General features: G+C 48.4%; 11 protein-coding genes. 10 read left to right on the top strand and 1 reads right to left on the bottom strand.

Annotated features, from left to right (window positions below):
• The first annotated feature begins 38 nt into the window (after positions 1–38).
• The 6 genes from GXP22_05145 to GXP22_05120 all read left to right on the top strand — a co-directional run bounded on the left by GXP22_05145 (position 39) and on the right by GXP22_05120 (position 13175).
• Positions 39–3842 carry a hypothetical protein gene (locus tag GXP22_05145; GenBank protein ID NOX08866.1) on the top strand — a complete coding sequence of 1268 codons (3804 nt, stop codon included), beginning with the start codon at positions 39–41 and terminating at the stop codon, positions 3840–3842.
• A gap of 198 nt (positions 3843–4040) precedes the next feature.
• A complete protein-coding gene (locus GXP22_05140; GenBank protein NOX08865.1) occupies positions 4041–5531 on the top strand; it encodes a tetratricopeptide repeat protein in 1491 nt (496 codons plus the stop codon).
• On the top strand, positions 5528–6475 hold the full coding sequence (locus GXP22_05135) for a FecR domain-containing protein (GenBank protein ID NOX08864.1): 948 nt from the start codon (positions 5528–5530) through the stop codon (positions 6473–6475). The genes GXP22_05140 and GXP22_05135 overlap by 4 nt, the downstream gene beginning before the upstream one ends.
• 107 nt (positions 6476–6582) lie before the next feature.
• Positions 6583–10146: an HYR domain-containing protein gene (locus GXP22_05130; protein ID NOX08863.1), complete on the top strand. Its 3564-nt coding sequence runs from the start codon at positions 6583–6585 to the stop codon at positions 10144–10146.
• 6 nt (positions 10147–10152) lie between these two features.
• Positions 10153–10836 (top strand): hypothetical protein, encoded by a 684-nt coding sequence (locus GXP22_05125; GenBank protein NOX08862.1) that lies wholly within the window; start codon positions 10153–10155, stop codon positions 10834–10836.
• 26 nt (positions 10837–10862) lie between these two features.
• Entirely contained in the window at positions 10863–13175 is a 2313-nt protein-coding gene (locus GXP22_05120; protein NOX08861.1) for an adenylate/guanylate cyclase domain-containing protein, read from the top strand.
• A gap of 334 nt (positions 13176–13509) precedes the next feature.
• Here the strand turns inward: GXP22_05120 and moaA are convergent, their stop codons facing one another.
• On the bottom strand, positions 13510–14502 hold the full coding sequence (gene moaA / locus GXP22_05115; GenBank protein NOX08860.1) for a GTP 3',8-cyclase MoaA: 993 nt from the start codon (positions 14500–14502) through the stop codon (positions 13510–13512).
• Between the two features lie 313 nt (positions 14503–14815).
• Here moaA and GXP22_05110 point away from each other — a divergent pair, with 313 nt between their 5' ends.
• The 4 genes from GXP22_05110 to GXP22_05095 are packed head-to-tail and all read left to right on the top strand — an operon-like array spanning position 14816 to position 17806.
• The gene (locus GXP22_05110) at positions 14816–15598 is read left to right on the top strand and encodes an ABC transporter permease (GenBank protein ID NOX08859.1); all 783 of its coding nucleotides are present in this window, start codon (positions 14816–14818) and stop codon (positions 15596–15598) included.
• Complete coding sequence (locus GXP22_05105) at positions 15595–16389, top strand: ATP-binding cassette domain-containing protein (GenBank protein NOX08858.1); 795 nt, start codon at positions 15595–15597, stop codon at positions 16387–16389. The genes GXP22_05110 and GXP22_05105 overlap by 4 nt, the downstream gene beginning before the upstream one ends.
• Positions 16390–17403, top strand: a complete 1014-nt coding sequence (locus GXP22_05100) for an MCE family protein (GenBank protein ID NOX08857.1) — start codon at positions 16390–16392, stop codon at positions 17401–17403.
• A complete protein-coding gene (locus GXP22_05095) occupies positions 17396–17806 on the top strand; it encodes a hypothetical protein (GenBank protein NOX08856.1) in 411 nt (136 codons plus the stop codon). The genes GXP22_05100 and GXP22_05095 overlap by 8 nt, the downstream gene beginning before the upstream one ends.
• Positions 17807–17866 lie beyond the last annotated feature (60 nt).

Below are 17866 nucleotides of genomic sequence, written 5' to 3'. Positions count from 1 at the left end.
CTGGTAGTTGAATTTATTTTAATTAGGAGTGGTTGACCATGCGTCAATTCTTTCAGTCTGTATCTGTCTTGTTTGTCTTATTGTTGCTGAGTGCCTGTGGCGGCGGTGGCGGTGGGGGCGGTGCCTTTAATCAGCCTGCTGCCGGTTTGGTTGTTGATCCGGCAACGACGGTAGTGACCCTGAATGTTCAGGCCAGTGCTGCACAATTGAATTCAGATAGCAGTGACGAGGTAACTCTGACTGCGTTTTTAACGGATATCAACGGGGTGGCTGTCGAAAATGCTGAGGTTAGTTTTTTAGCGAGTAGTGGTTCGGTTGTTATTACCCAGGGCACCTCGGATAGTGCGGGTAAGGCAATAGCCACCTTAAATGCGGGTGGAAATTCTGCGCTACGCTCGATTACGGCAACAGTAAAAGTCGGTACGTTGACAGTTACCACCGTGGTTACTGTGGTGGATCTTGGTGCGGGTGCAACTGTGGATGCACTGGTTGTGAGGCTTGGCGCATCACAGTTGAACCTTGATGGTAGTGATAGTCTAACTTTGACAGTTGTTCCGGTGGTGGCAGGTGGTGTTGCTGTGCAAGGTGTGCTGGTTAGTTTTACAGCCGATAATGGTGGTGTGGTCGTCGTTCCTGTGGATAATAATGGAGATCCCGCGACGACTGATACGAATGGTGAGATTGCCGTAACGCTGAGTATCGATACTTTGACAACACTAGCGGGTACGATCACCGTGACGGCATCAGCAGGTGGTGTCAATCAGACCATTGATATTGCGGTTGTCGATGTGGGTGCCGCTGCTGCCGCTGCGGTAAACACCCTGAATGTGCAGCTTAGTGCCGCTCAACTTAGTGCAGATGGCAGTGATGAGGTGAAATTAACGGCGTTTTTGACGGATATTAATGGTATTGCCATAGAAGGTGCGGTGGTTAGTTTTTCACCGGATACAGGTTCGATTGTTATTGATCAGCCTATCTCGGATAGTAATGGTAATGCGATTGCCACCTTGACTCCAGGAGGTAATGCGACACCGCGTACGATAACGGTAACAGTGGATGTCGGTACATTAGTGCCTGTTCAGATTACGGTGGATGTGGTGGATGTAGTCGTGCCCCTGACGATTGACTCGATCTTGTTGCAGACCAGTTCGGCGCAGTTGAATGCAAATGGTAGTGGTACAGTGACCCTGACAGCAACGGCAGTGGATGCCAATAATATTGCTATTGAGGGCGTTGTTGTTAGTTTTGCTGCAGATGATACGACGAATGATAACGTCATCTTTGTTGCTGTCACGCAGGGGACTACTGATGAGAATGGTATCGCCACGGCAACACTCGGTGTTGCGGCAAATGCCTCGACTCCCAGGACAATTACGGTAACAGCCTCCGCTAGTGGGGTTAATAAAACCGTTGATGTGGCTGTGGTGAATGTTGCTCTTAGCGTCAATACAATGAATCTACAGGCTAGTACCATCCAGATTCAGGCCGGTAGTGCGGATACGATTGATCTGACGGCTATTCTGACCGATAGTAATAGTGTTGCTGTTGAGGGTGCGGTGGTTAGTTTTAGTGCCGACAGCGGCGCAGTTGTGATTACACAGGGTACTTCGGATGCGAATGGTCAGGCCACCGCTACCTTGTCAACCGGTGGTGATAGTACGGTTAGAACTATCCTGGTGACGGCAACCGGTGGCGGGATTACCAAGACCATTAACGTAGGCGTGGTGGCAACCGTATCAGGGCCCGAGGTTGATAGCATTATTCTGTTATCCAATGTGCCACAGATGGGTACCGGGGGTGCTGATACCGTTGATCTGATTGCTATCGTGAAAGACAGTAACAATAATCTGCTGGAAGGTGTGGATGTGGTGTTTGTGGCTGATAGCGGTGCTGTTCAGGTTACTCAGGCGACCAGTGATGCCGCCGGTCAGGCGCTGGCGATTCTGTCCACGGGTGGCGATACCATGAATCGTAGCATAGTGGTTACGGCAACGGCGGGTAGCCAGAATAGCGCGATTGTTGTGGATGTTGCCGGTACCGGTATTGTGGTGAATGGTGAATCAGCGTTGACATTTAGTGGTAATACGCCTTTGACTTTAACCCTGACGGACTCAACAGCTGCGCCGATTGTGGGAGAAATTTTGGTGATTACCTCGGCACTGGGTAATTCGGTGACAGCCGTTACACTGGTAACGGATGCCGCCGGTCAGGTGTTGGCAACCTATAATGCGGATGTGGCTAGTGGTAATGATAGCCTGACGATTACCAGTATGGATAATAGCTTGGGTGTGGCGACTGTATCGGCTGTTTATACCATTGCTGTTTCCAGTGATAGTTTTCAGGTGTTAACACCTGCCTCAGCCACCGAGGTTGATTTGGGTGCTAATGAGATAGTCACTGTACGTTGGCTGAGTAATGGTATTGCACAAGCAGGGCAAACAGTAAACTTCAGTGCTACCCGAGGCACCTTGTTGGCATCAACTGCGGTGACGGATGCCAGTGGTGATGCCTCAATAAACATATCCTCGACCAATGCCGGGCCATCGCTGATTACAGCCTATGTGGATAATGGCGGGCCGACCACTAGTGTGGATATTGAGTTTATTGCGATTGCGCCAGTCAGGCTTGATTTGCAGACCGATATATCAACGGTAGCCCCCAATAATGGTAATCAGAGTGGAACCCAGCAGGCAATTATTACTGCCATTGTGCGTGATATAAATGATAACCTGGTTAAGAATCAGGTGGTTCGATTTGAATTGGTGGATATTAGTCAGGGTAGTCTGAGTAATGCGACTGCAACCACCAATAGTGTTGGTCAGGCATCGACCACCTTTACCTCAGGCGCGGGTGCTACGGCATTGAATGGTGTGGTGATTAATGCCGTAGCACAGGGTCTGCCCCTGGTCACGGATACGGTTTATCTCACAGTAACAGAACAGGCATTATTTGTGCGCCTGGCAACCGGCAACTTGATGGAGGCGTTGAGTAATACCCTGTATCAAAAGGATTATGAGGCACTGGTTACTAGTGTGGCAGGTAACCCTGTACCCAATGTACAGGTGACTATCTCTGCCATCCCGACTTTCTATGATAAAGGTTATAGGGTATGGGATGCGGCGGCTGAGCTATGGGTACCAGTGTTTACCATACCGGGTGCAACAGGTGCTAAAAATTTAAGCTGTCTATCAGAAGATATTGATCGCAATGGTCTGCTTGATGCGGGTGAGGATATTAATGTTGATGCCGTGCTGACACCGGGTAATATTCTTAGTGTACCGGTGACGGTGACGACGGATGCCAATGGTTTTGCCAATATTCCATTGATCTATGCTAAAGACTACGCGGGTTGGGTTCAGATTGAACTAACTGCAACAGTGGGTGGTGTGGGTAGTGAGTCACGTGATCGTATTGAGTTTATTTTGCCCATTCTGAACACGGATGTTAATGTCAAGACGTCTCCACCACCGGGTAATCCAAGTCTCTTTGGTACCGGTAACACCTGTTATACCGGTGGTAGTTTGGTAGCGAATCTTAGTCAGATTACGGCGGCAGGAGATACTGATGTGACCTTAACCTTACGGGATGAGTTGGGTAATCCGATTGTCGGCACCATCATGACGACCTTCATTGAGTATAGCTCAGGTAATAATAGTCTGGGTATCTGGCCTGATCTGATCGCGCTGACCTTGCCTGCAACCGATGTCAGCGGCCAGGCGACATCTGTGGTAACTATTCCAGCAGGTTTGGTGGCGGGTGATTCCGCCACGATAACCTATGTTGCCGATGGCCCGAATGGTAGTGTCTATGCCACTGCAGTGATTACTTATATCACGCCATAGGGTTTGTGGTGCGTGGTACGCGCACCCTACCGATTGGAATGGTGGTTTGTGGTAGGGTGCGTACCACGCACCACGGTTGGGGCGATTTTTGGTAGGGTGCGTACCACGCACCATTGTGATTTGCAATTTTACGCGCTAGTGGTGATAATCCTCTCCTGAATAATTATTATAATTTTCTGCTATTGAGGACGTGTGGATATGCTTGTCAATCTTCGGGTGATCAGCCTGTGCCTGTTATCGCTATTTTTTATGAATTCTGTCGGAGCCTCCACGGTCTCTGAGATGTACCGAACCCAGGCCTTATTCTCCTTCTCTGACAAGGCGTATGACGACGCCTTGAAAATGCTCAATCTGGCGGTGCAGGATGATGCCAGTGACGGGCATGCACGCTATTATCGTGGTGTAACCCTTTCGCGTTTGGGGCGTTATCAGGCAGCAGCAGAGGATCTGAAGCTGGCAAGTGCTTATAATTTGCCTTATAAGGATCTATTGTTCGAGCTGGGTTTTGCCTATTACCGTGCCGAGCAGCTTGATCAGGCTCAGCTTGCCTTGCAGGCGGCGGTTGATGGGCAGCCTAATCATGCTGCCAGTAATTATTATCTGGGTCTGGTCTATTATCAGAACAAGCATTATCAGGAGAGTCTCAAACCATTGCAGGTGGCGGCTCGTTTGAGTGATGAGTTTGGTGGTGTTGCCAGTTATCTACGGGGTCAATCCCTGGTTAATTTGCAGCGTAATAGCGAGGCACGGCAAGTATTGGAGATGGCAGTTAATCGTTATCCTGACTCGGTTTATGTCAATCCCTCACGTGAGTTGTTGGCGCGTATTGGCTCAGCGAAGGATAGTCGTCGTTTTAAGGTAAATGTGAGCCTGGGCTGGGGCTATGACAGTAATGTTGGTCTGTTCCCGGATCCGGATAAACCAACGGTAGGCACTATTGGTAAGGGTGATGATGTGCGGACTCAATTGGGTCTGGCGGCCAATTACCGCCTGTTTGATAATCAGCAATATGCCCTGAGTGCCGGTTATCGTTTATTCCAGAGTTTGCATCAGGATCTGGATATCTATGATGTACAAAATCATGCGCTCTCACTGGATTTGCGTCGTCGCCTGGCATCGGGTTCCGTGGGTGTGACCTACCAGATGAGCAAGTCCTTGCTGGGTGGCAATAATTACCTGTTGACCAATACCATTAACCCTTATTTTATTCAATCCCATGAGGGTTCACGCCTGTCTATGTTGCGTTTGACTTGGCGTAACAATAATTATCTGAATACCGGTACTGGCACGGGTAATCGTGATGGTAAGGTCAAGATAGTGCATTATCGCCATTACTGGATTAATGAAGCTAACCAGCAGAACAGGGTTTACCTCGGTGGCAAGTGGCAGGATGAGGGTAGCGGTGATGCAACGGTTGCCTACAAGGTGGTGAATGCTGAGATTGGTGCCCAACGTTTGTGGCGCAAGATACGGATGAATGCACGCGCTTCTATTGAACGTAAGGATTACTATGATTCCCCGCTTGGGCGTATCGATAAACGTCGTGATCTGAGTCTGGGTGTGACTATGCCGGTGGCAAAAGATCTGGAGTTTGAGGTGCTGGCGAGTTATACCTGGAACCCATCCAACCAGACCGCGAATGACTATAACAGACGTACAATATTTGGAACATTGAGGTGGCAGCCATGATAAGACAACAGGGGTTAAGAACGCTTTTGTGTGCAGTGTTGGTGCTATTGAGTAGTGTCACCTGGGCAAAGGATCAAGTGGCACGAGTAGTCTCTGTGATTGGCGCTGTTGATGTGGTGCGTAGTGAGAATAATGCACGTCAGCCATTGGCATTCAAGAGTTTGATTTATCTGAATGACCGGATTATTACTGGTGTTGGTAGTCAGGCCAAGTTGTTGTTGAGTGATAGCAGTATCCTCAAGGTAGGGCCTTCCAGTGAATTGAAGGTTAATGAGATGGTGGTGGGCAGGAATAATGACAGCAAGACCACGGTTGATCTGATCAAAGGTCGTCTACGTTCAGTCATTGGTAAAAAACTATCCGCTAATTCACACTATGAGATTCATACCTCAGTGGCTGTTGCCGGTGTGCGTGGTACCGATTTTGAAGTGTTGGTGGTTCATGATGGTGAAACCCTGGTGCGTAGTTTTGAGGGGGTTGTAGCGGTTCATAGTCTGGTTGAGGGTGTACTGGGTGAGGTCTTGTTGATGCATGATACCTTCACTATGGTGGATGCCGAACACCCACCTGAGAATCCGCTTCATATTGCACCTGAGGATGATGTTTCGCATAGAAGAAGTGGTGGTTCTGGTTCCGGCGGCAGGCATAGTGCTGACGATGGCGATTCAGGACATGATGCCAATGACGGTGATGCCTTACAGCAGGCTGAGGCAGATCAGGTACTAGGTGGCAGCACTGGTGTTGATGTGCCTATATTTGAGCCACAAGCCCCTGTGAGTGGTGCTCTGGGTCAACAGGGTCGATCCTTTGATCTTGTGCCACTTGAGGAAACACTGAGTCCTCAGGATGCCATTGTTAATGAACAGGATGTGCAAGAGGATATTCTCGTTAATTCAGTAACGATTCCTATTGTCATCGAGATCCCTACAATCACTGCGCCATAAGAAAATTTCAAGGGGTCAGAGCTCTTGAATGGAATTGATATGAATGGTATGAAAGTTTTGAGCTTTCAAGAGCTCTGACCCCTTGAAATGGTATGAAGATGAAAATAATGAAAAGATGTTTGGCACTGATTGCGGTATTGGCTCTCACAGCCTGTGGTGGCGGTGGTGTTTCAGGTGGTGCGGCGGGTACTACGCAGGTTACTATTAATCTGGCACCGCAGCAGGTGGCTGCCAATGATGTCACCCTGCCTTATCAATTTGCGCGTGTTGAATCCACGCGTGATAAGCTGATACAGATGGTGTTGTCGCAGTTGATTAGTGATGCCCATGCCGTGCTATTAAGTGCGAGCAATACCGGCTTGAGTTATGTTGCTCTGCATATTACCGGTACCGGTGTGACCTCGGCCTCGATCAATGCCGACTATAATAGTAATCGCTTTACACTGGATGTCGATAATGAAAATGCAATCAGGGTTGAGGAGACTGAGGTTAGTCTTAATGTGCCTAATAACGTGGCGCTGACCTTTATTGTTGAGGCGTTTAACGCTGATGGTTTCCAGTTGTTCAGGGGTGTTTCTTCACTGAGTGTGGGGGCACTTGAACAGGCCGATGTAGCATTGTCGGTACCGATGGCAGTGGATATTGATACGGCTATCGAGCAAACAGTGATGGACAACCCGTCGGTTCCCTGTGTTGATACAGACGGGGATAGTTTTTGTGATTATTATGAAGACCTGTTTCTGAACCCGGTTACCGGACTACCCGATATTGATAATGATGGCTTCCCTAACTCCAATGATCAGGATGCGGATGGTGATGGTGTCTCTGATTATCTGGATGGACGTGATGCAACTACTGATGGTTATCCTCGTTTTGTAATGATACCGGGTAGAGTGAGTGGTACAGTCTCTGTTCCCACCTCTCAGAGTGTGGACATTGCTGTGGCTGATCTGACCATTGTTAATGCGGATGAAAATGCTGTATTTACGGTTGTGTCTGTCGGTGAGCCGGAGAATGGTAACAGTTACCTTGCTAATGGTGTGATCACTTATGTTGCCCCAGCGAGTGGGGCTAGCGATTCCTTTTTAGTGACCATTGCGGATCTGAATGGGGCACAGGTCAGTGGGCTCGTTCAGGTGACGGTTGCTGCGAATGTAACAGCACCGGTATTTGATAATCTGCCATTAACTGCTGTGATAGTGGAAGCTATCGGTGTGGCTACACCTCTAACTCTAGATTCGCCAACAGCAACCGATGACTCTAGTGCGGTCTCTATCAGCAGTGATGCCCCTGCGGCCTTCCCGGTGGGTAATACCACGGTGACCTGGACGGCGAGCGATGCGGAGGGTAATAGCGCAACAACGACACAAGTGGTTTCTATGGTGGATAATCTGCCACCGATATTTGATAATCTGCCATTGTCAGCAGTCATCGAGGAGGCTAGTGCTGTTAATACGTCACTCACCCTGACTCCGCCAACAGCAAGCGATATCTTTACGCTGACTGTCACCAGTAATGCACCGGCAAGTTTTCCATTGGGTAACACCACAGTAACCTGGACAGCAACCGATGCCAATGGTAATTATTCAACCATAACCCAGCTGGTTACCCTGCAGGATACGACGGATCCTGTGTTTACCGAAGTCCTGCCACTGGATGATATTATTGAGGAGGCGACCGGGCCTGATACGCCCCTCGTCTTGACTCCACCAGCGGCAACCGATGCCTTTGTGGTAACGGTTACCAGTAATGCTCCTACCGATTTCCCGTTAGGTGATACCACCGTTATCTGGACGGCAACCGATGCCAATACTCATAGCTCAATCAAGGCCCAGTTGGTGACCCTGGTGGATACTATCCCACCGGTGATACTGGCTTTTTCTGATATCTCGATTGAGGCACAGGATGTAAAAACCTATGTTGATCTGAGTGCAGTCTATGCCGATGATGATGTCGATACCGGAGTGGTTGCAGAGACAACAGATATACCTTTAAACTCAGAATTTCCATTGGGTTTGACCACCGTCACCTGGATGGCAACCGATGCATCCGGCAATGAGACAACAGAAACCCAGGAAGTTATGGTGGGTTCCCTTGGTCTGTGTCAGGAGGATATATCAACAGGTGATTATTTATTGGCGGCTGACCAGTGCCGGGCCGCTCTATCAAGGATTAATTATGGCCCGAATGTTGGGCAGCCTGTGGTCGATAATGAACGGGATATGGCAAACTTCATGTATGCTTTTAGTCGTGTTATGGCGGTAGACTCTAATGTGGGTGTATTGACCGGCAACCCCTTGACTAATATTGCAGACCTGCTTAATGGCTTTGGTTGTAGTGCGGATGCGCCGCTGCATGAAACGAATTCCAGTATGACCTGTGTGAGTGATACGGGTGGTTCAAGCCCTAATGTCTATCCTGTGGGTTCACCTACAGCAAGCGATGTGCAGGACTTTTTGACCAACACATTAAAACCGGAACTGGTGGGTGCTGTTGCCAACCTGGATGCCATCTCCACTAGTTTCAACATGAGCTGGACATCGCTACGTAATCCGAATAATACACACACCGATGTTAATCTTGAATCGGATTATGGTGATGTATTATTCCTGCGTTCATCAATGAATGCGGGGCTGGCTAATCTGCTTATGAGTATTCTGGCACATGATATGGCAGCGGCGGATATTGATGATTTGCATAATAATCCCATTACTACGCAGGCATTTTTAGCCGCTTATCCCTCTGCATTAACCCGCTTGCCAGGGTATGAAAACTCGATGATGCGTGATTACTTTATTGCAGCAATGAATGATAGTAAGGCAGCCGCATTAGCTATTCAGGGTGAGAGTGATGACCAGGCGAATGATCTGATCATAATGGATGCGCTAGAGATTGCGCATGCGATTACCACTGCGGATGATCTGCTGGCATGTTTGGGCGCAGTTTGTATATCCAATGATAATGATCTGAATGATCCTTCGGATGATGACAAGTTGGATCTAACCAAGCTGGATAGTGTGGATATCAGAGCCGATGTTCTACCTGCCTTTGCTGGTGATAATATGACAGGTTTCCTGCCGGGCAATAGTGACCTCGGTGGTTTATTGGTGCAACTGGAGGGGCAAGCTCCTGCCGATGTACTGGATCGAGATCGAGATAATAATAGCACCGCAGATATCTTTCAGAGCAATTTGTATGAGGTGTTCGGCACCGATAGAAACGATATTTCCAGTTTAACCGAGGGTGAATATATTGTCATTGCCGCTGATCCTGAGGCGAATGGTTTTACCTCGCTGGGTGTTGCTGAATCAACCAATACCACAACAGTCTTTAGTGGAGCCTATAAGCATTACTTGATCAAGGTGGTGGATAACGGAGGTTATATTGGTGATATGGAGGCCATTTTCGATGTGCTGGAATACAGTTGTAGCATAGCACTTTCGAATTGTTACGTTGATCCGTTTGTGGGTGTTATCTGGGGGCAGTATTTTGACTGGAGTTCCTCTTTAATGAGTTCGGTTGTGGATGCACTGAATCCTAATTCCCCTGCAGGCGGTTCTTTATGGGCCGGTATGGGTGACTTCCTGTTGATTGATGCCTATGCTGATGAGAATGGATCTGGTAGCGTAGTCAATGGTATTCAGCTTACGACCCAGGCTTCGAACTGGTAGGGTTTGATGGTGGCTCGGCAGCGGTTGCAGGGGCTATTATTGGTCTTGTTGATATTGGGTGTTCTGGTTGCCGGGTTTTATTTGCGGGAGGGTGCTAACGAATCAGTTGATATGCCGGTTCAGGTAAACCCGCAGCTTCGCTTGCAGTTACGATATATTGAATCCATACAATACGATAAAAGAGTCTCCTCAAGGATTGAGGCGGGCTCTTTTTTAATGCGACCAAAGAAGTATCTGGTGTTTAATATTAATCGGGTGCTGGAGGCGCAACTCAAGGATGTGGTGCTGGACATCTATATTCATCAGGATAGATCAGCGGATACCCCTGATCCCTTTTTAGCTCTGCACCAACTGGTATTGGACAAACAGTTATTAAACAAACTGGCAGGTATCGTCAATAGTGCCAGCATTGATGGTTTGACGATTAATATCCATCAAAGCGATACCCCCGATCTTGTAATACAGGCAAAGACAGCAAACCTGGATCTGCGCAGTCAACAAACTGCGATGCAGATGGTGACAATTGAACAGCCGGACTATCGCCTGGTGGCGAAAAAGATAGTATTGGATAATAATAAAAGGCAGTTTAATATCCCCGGACGTTATATGATATCAAGCAAGGATGGAACAATTAAAGGCCGCAATCAATTGCTGAATCTATCACTCATCGCTGTGAAAAATAACCGGTAGGGTGCATACCACGCACCAATAAATCAATGGATGCACACTTAAAACCACCACCCAGTCCACGCAAGATTCAGCTAACCAGTTATCTGATAGGCTTTATTATTTTTGTTATCTGTCTGGCTGCCTATTTCTCTGATTCCCAATCCTTGACCGATATCGAAGGTCGTCTGCTGGATGCGCGTTTCCGTATGCGTGGCCCGATTGCAGTCACTAACCAAGTTGTTATTGTGGCAGTGGATGATGTTAGTCTGGAGACAGTGGGGCGCTGGCCGTGGTCGCGTACCGTTATTGCTGACATGATCAGGGCGATGAATCAGCAGGGGGCTGCTGTGATTGCGCTGGACATTGTTTTTTCCGAACCCGAACGTAATTTGATCATGGAGCAGATTGAGGCGAGAAAGGCACGGGATGTCAATCTGTATGAACAGTTATTGCAAGGTGTGGATATGCGCTCGGCAGATGAAGTTTTGGCGGGTACCATTATGGAGTTTGGTAACGTCGTCAACGGGCAATTTTTTTATACCAGCGAGAAACAGATCGAGAACCTGACTCCGATACCCATCGATGAAGAGAGCTTGTTGTTAGCTAGTTCAGCGGTGACTGCAATCCGTGCGCGGGTGGAAGATTTTCCAGCGCGTGATGCCTATGGAGTGGAAACTAATATTCCCTTGATTGCCGGTGTGGGTCTGGGTGCTGGTTATTTTAATTTCCCTCCGGGTGCCGATGGTGTGATCCGTAAGGCACCGTTGGTGATGCGTTATCACGATCAGTTCTATCCATCATTGGCATTAAAAGGCATTGTGCATTATTTTGGCGATGCTCCTTTAGTGGTCTATGCCGAAGAGTATGGTTTGACCCATCTCTCGGTGGGTGGCAATAAGGTTAAGGTGGACGAGGGTGGCAGCATGGTCATTAATTATCGTGGCCCTAGAGGAACGATCCCCACCTATTCCGCAGTGGATGTCTTGCATGGAAAAGCACCTGCGGGTGCCCTGGAGGGCAAGCTGGTGTTGTTAGGGGTGACGGCAATTGGGGTCTATGACGCGCATAGCACACCCTTTGGGCCGACTTTTCCAGGGCTGGAGATACAGGCCAATGTTGCTGACAATATTCTTGCTGACATGATTAGTAATCTGTCGTTGGATGATCAATCAGGGATATCGGCTGAGACCTTGGCGATTATGCAACATGGCCGTCCTTTGCAACGCACTAACATTGATATTCTACTGGATCTGGTCACCATGTTTATTCTGGTCATGGTATTGGTCATAGTGTTACCACGCCTTAACACTATGTTGGGTCGTTTTATATTCTCGCTTGCCCTGCTACTCGCCTATGTTGTTCTTAATTATTATTTATTTGCACATCAGCAATTGTGGATTATTTTAATCTATCCTGTGATGGCGTGGTTCTTGTCCTATTTAATGTTAACGCTCTATTTTACTGTAGCCGTTGAACGTAGTTATTCAACGGTGCGTTCTGCCTTTAAGTCTTATTTGCATCCAGGTTTGGTGGACCAGTTGACCAGGAATCCCGAGTTATTGCAGTTTGGTGGTGAGAATAAAAATATCACCCTGTTGTTTTCAGATATCCGTAGTTTTACCAATCTTTCGGAGAATCTTACGCCGCAGCAATTAGCGCGTTTTCTGAATTGTTATATGGACCCCATGACAGCAGCGGTGCTGGATAATAATGGTACCCTGGATAAGTATATTGGTGATGCAGTGATGGCATTGTTTGGCGCACCATACCCCACTGAAAATCATCCGCTGGATGCCTGTAATACTGCAATAATAATGATTGAGGCACTGGATCATGTGGTCGATTGTTGCCCGGAACTGGCGCATCTGTTTCCCATCAAGATCGGTGTGGGTGTGCATACCGGCGAGGTGGTGGTGGGTAATCTGGGTTCCAGTTTTCGTTTTGCCTATACCGCGTTAGGTGATAACGTGAATCTGGCATCACGGTTAGAAGGCCTGAGCAAGATGTATGGCGTGGATATTGTCGTCAGCGAAGCGAGCTACGAACAGGTGCAGGAACATTTTGATTTCCGTTTCCTGGATCTGGTACGGGTTAAAGGCAAGAAGGTGCCTATTCGTATTTATGAACTCTGTTGTCGCAAGGGCGAGCGGGATAATGAAGCCTATCTGATACGCTGGCAAGAGGCGATAACAGCTTTTCAGGGGCATGATTTTTCTACCGCAAAGGCATTACTGGAAGAGAGTCTTGAGCAACATCCGAATGACAAGACCTGTGAAGAATATATTACGCGTTGTCGTCACTATCTGGAGACCCCACCACCTGATGATTGGGATGGAGTGACGACACTGACCAGCAAGTAGGGTGCGTATTACGCACCGCAGGAGGTTGGGTTCGGGGTTTTTGGGTGCTGGATATTCGGCTTCGGAACGTGCATCTGCCTGAGGGGGTATTTCGCCATCCCTGGCGAATTGTGATTTTACCTAGGCCCCAGCCTGCACATCGTGTGCAGTCGTTCGCCGAACTGCGAATGTTCACTGAACATTCGGTTTCGGAACGTGCATCTGCCTGAGGGGGTATTTCGCCATCCCTGGCGAGGTATTGTGATTTTATTGTGATTTTACCTAGGCCCCAGCCTGCACATCGTGTGCAGTCGTTCGCCGAACTGCGAATGTTCACTGAACATTCGGTTTCGGCTCACCCACCCGTCATCGACATAAACCGAACCACCTGTTCGGGCTTGTCATTAAACTCATGGCGTTCCGGTTTCTGTGCAATAGCGCTACGAATCGCCTGTTCCAATTCAGCATCGCTGATCCCCGCGCGTAACAGGGGGCGCAGCTCAAATTTGTGCTCCTGCCCCAGGCACAGGTATAGCGTGCCGTCTGCGGACAGGCGTACACGGTTACAGGTCTCACAAAAGTGTTGCGACATCGGGGTAATGAAGCCAATATGCAGATCGGTATTGGCGATCTGCACATAGCGTGCCGGGCCACCACCGGGCATCACACCGGGTATTAATTTGTAGCGTTGTTCCAGTCGTTGCCGAATGGTTTGCAAATCAATAAAGTATTTATTGGCAATATCCCTGCCGGTATCGCCCATCGGCATGGTCTCAATGAAGCGCAGGGTGAAGCCGTGTTGCAGACAGAATTCCACCATGTCTTCGACCTCATCATCATTAATGCCGCGCATAATGACCATATTGATCTTGATGGGTGAGATGCCCGTTACTTTGGCCGCCATTAGACCGCGCACTACCTTATCCAGATTACCCTTGGTGATTTGTTTAAAACGCTCGGGTTTCAGGGTATCGAGACTGACATTGATGCGGGAGATACCCGATTGATACAAGTCTTCAGCATGTTTCGCCAGACGTGTCGCATTGGTGCTGAGTGACAGGTCATCAATCCCTTTTAATCGGGTGAGGCGTTGTGCCAGTTGCGGGATATTCTTACGTACTAGCGGTTCACCCCCGGTAATGCGTACCCTGGAGACACCGAGTCGACCAAAGGCCGCGATGACACGCTCGATCTCATCAAAGTTGAGCCAATGTTCGGGTTCTTCATAGTCGTCAAAGCCTTCAGGCATGCAATAAAAACAACGTAAATCACAACGGTCAGTAACCGACAGGCGCACATAATCGATGGAACGATTAAAGGGGTCAATGAGTGTCGATGCTATATTCATATTAGATGCTAATCTAAAGTAATGCGTACTGAGGAATGATGATTCATATCAAGTAGTGAGTGATTTTATCATAATAATTAGCAGCAGGTCCCTTGGCAGGAGTGAGGTAGGGTGCGCATTGCGCACCAAAAGAGGATGGTGCGTGGTACGCACCCTACCAAATGAACGAGGTTGTTGGTTTCGGGGAGGGTAATGGCGCGCATTGCGCACCAGAAACGATTTTCATTGCAAAACAATAACCACTTCATTACATTGTAGGTTATAAAAACACGGGCTGGGGGGGCTCACGCTATGGGTATCCTGGGAGGCCTGAGTGCATAGTATCGATAGCCTGGGTCGCTGGGCAATAGATCGGGCATTATATTTCGTTTATTTGAGTGCCTTTATTCTGCGTGCTGTTCGTGGTTGGAGTAGCATTGGTGCGCCAGCAAAATATGCCTTTTCCGGCTCTTTGTTAAATCAGTTTATCTTTACCGGTATCGATACGCTACCCGCGATTACGCTGTTAGGCGCAGTGGTTGCCATGGGTGTCACCTCAGAGATTATTGTGCTGCTCGGTGATGTCAGTTCGGCGGCTGATGTGAGTCGGGCGTTGGTTACCGTGATGGTGAATGAGTTCAGTGTGCTGTTGACGGCGATTGTATTGATCGGACGTGTGGGTTCAGCCATTACGGTGGATCTGGGTGGGATGCAGCTACGCAAGGAGATTGAGTCACTGGAATTACTGGGGATTCATGCCAGTACCTTTTTTGTTACGCCGCGTTTGATTGCCGTTGCAGTATCACAACTGATGTTAGCGGTTTATTTTTCCGGCATTGCCGTGCTCGGTGGTATCCTGTTTAGTGGTTTCTTTATCTCCAATCGATATTTCGGCTATATGGAACCCTTGTTGAGTACCTTTGAGGGGCCATTGATTGCCATTTTTATCCTGAAGAATCTGATGTTTGGTTTGATTATTGGTTCAACCGCCTGTTTTCATGGTTTTCGTGTGCGGCATTCACCTACTGAGTTACCGCAGCAAACGCAAAGTGCAATGATTAATGCCCTGGTGATGATCTTTATTCTGGATGGTTTGATTGTGGCGGCAACACGATGAAGAATCAGCGCATCGTCATTGAGGCCAAGGGCTTGGTCCCTGATCGTAGTGCTAATCAACTGTGGGAGCCCCGGCCACTGGATTGTGTGATTGATAGCCATACCATTACCTGTCTGATGGGGCCTTATAATTGTGGCAAGACCACTTATCTTAGAGCACTAGGTGCAGTGGATAAACCCTATGATGGTGAGCTGCATTTACTCGGTAAGGATGTCTGGCATGCGGGTGAAAAGGTCTGGTGGGAGCTGCGTAAGAAGGTCGGTTTTATTACTGAGTCCGCCCCCCTGCTATCGGTAATGAATGGTTTGAGAAATGTGATGTTACCCGCGCTTTATCATGGCATGGGCAATGATGAAGAGGTCGAGGCGAAGGCACGCGCACTGATCGAAAGATTAGGCTCGGTTGAAGATCTGGCTTTGTTACCAGGTCATGCCTCGGAGCCACAAAACAGGGTGTTAGCACTGGCGCGTGCATTGATCCTGGAGCCAGAGGTATTAATGATTGATGAACCGGCAGAGCCACTGGATACCCCGTGTCGACAAGTTTTTCTTGCCAACCTGGTGGATCTGGTGCGTAAGGATGGTTTGACCCTGGTGGTAGTGACGCATAATATTCCATTTATTCGTATGCATGCCGATAATATAATCTTTTCGCATCCGCAAGGGATGCGTTACTACAAGTCCTGGTCCGAGTTAGAGAATGATTCAGATCAGGAAATACAAGCCTTCTTGCACCCGGATGTAATACAAGGTACCGCGGGGCAGGGGCATAGACATGAGATGGTAGAGTAGATGACTGATAGAACGCCCGATCCGACGATTCATTATATTCATCGTTTGAGTTATACCCAGAAGGAACGCGTGGTTGGTTTCTTTATTGTGATTGGTGCCGGTGTTCTGCTGGCGCTGTTGTTCTTTAGTAGTGGTATGCGGGATTTATTTGAGCCGCGTTTTGATCTGGTGTTTTATGTGCAGAATGCACAGGGCGTGACCCAGGAAGGTAAGGTTATGATGTCCGGTATTGAGGTGGGGAATATTGGCTCGATTGAACCGACAGAGAATAATCAGATCAAGGTGGTGATGCAGGTCTTTGAGCGTTATCAGCGTTGGATCTATCGTGATGCCAGTGCGGCCCTGCGACGTTTATCGGTATTGGGTAATGCCTCCATTGAGATTGTGCCCGGCAGTGCAGTGAGTGGAATGATTATCGGTGGCAGTACGATACCGGTGAAAAATCAGGCAGTACTGGAGGATATGATTGCAACTGCAGTGCCTGCATTGATGGAGCTACAAAAAACCCTGGTCTCATTGAATAGCATTATTCGTCCCGAGGGTTTACAAGGTTTGTCGGGTATTGTAGAGGATACCGCCAAGGCAATGTCTCGCTTAGAGCGTTTAACTGCTTTAATTGTGATTGATGATGAAGCCTCGGTTGAGGCGTTTCGTTTGCGTCTATCCGCCATGATGAGTTCTATGGAACGGGTGCTGACAGAGGGTGAGCAACGCATGTTGGAACTTAAACCATTAACCCGTTTTTCTGCTGTGTTGGCAGAGCAGGGTGAGCCAGTAATAAAGGATATACGCGGCATGATTGGTGGTATGCAGCAGACAGTCGGCACACTCCATCATCAACTTGATGATGTGGGCGCGCAGATGACCAATTATCCCGATATGTTATTGCGAGTTAATTTATTGATGGAACAGTTTGAACGTGTATTAACCGCGATTGAGACCTCCTGGCCATTGGACGGCGTGGTTAAAAAGCCATCGACTCAGACCTTGATCAAGGGAACAGCTGATGAATAGCGTCTTGCGTCATTGCCAGATTTTATTGCTAATGCTATCTGTCACAGCCTGTAGCTCACAGGCACCGATACCATCCAATAATGCTGAATCCAGCACAGGGTTTTTCTCCAGTCGTATTGAGATGGCGAGTAAGTATATGCGTATAGGTGTTCAGTCCTATCGTGAGGGGAACTACAAAGGTGCCAGCTGGATGTTTGGTAAGAGCCTGGCTATCTATCAGCAGCAACAATATCGTCAGGGGCAGGCCGAGGCTCTGATTAATCTGACCGAAGTCTCACTCAAGCTGGATGACAGGATTAGTGCAGTGGATTACCTTAAACAGCTGGATAGTGTGATTGCTCAAGCGGGTACGCAAGAATATGCCGCCCGTTACAGGTTGTTGAAACAACAGTTGAGACCATAACAGGGGCATGGGTTTGTCGGTTTTTTTGTGGAGTGTATAGGACGTATAAACCCATACGGC

The organism is Gammaproteobacteria bacterium, from assembly GCA_013151035.1.
In the GTDB taxonomy this organism is placed as follows: Bacteria; Pseudomonadota; Gammaproteobacteria; order JAADJB01; family JAADJB01; genus JAADJB01.
Note: the sequence above shows the minus strand (reverse complement) of the source record. Positions and strands in the feature narration are given on the sequence as shown.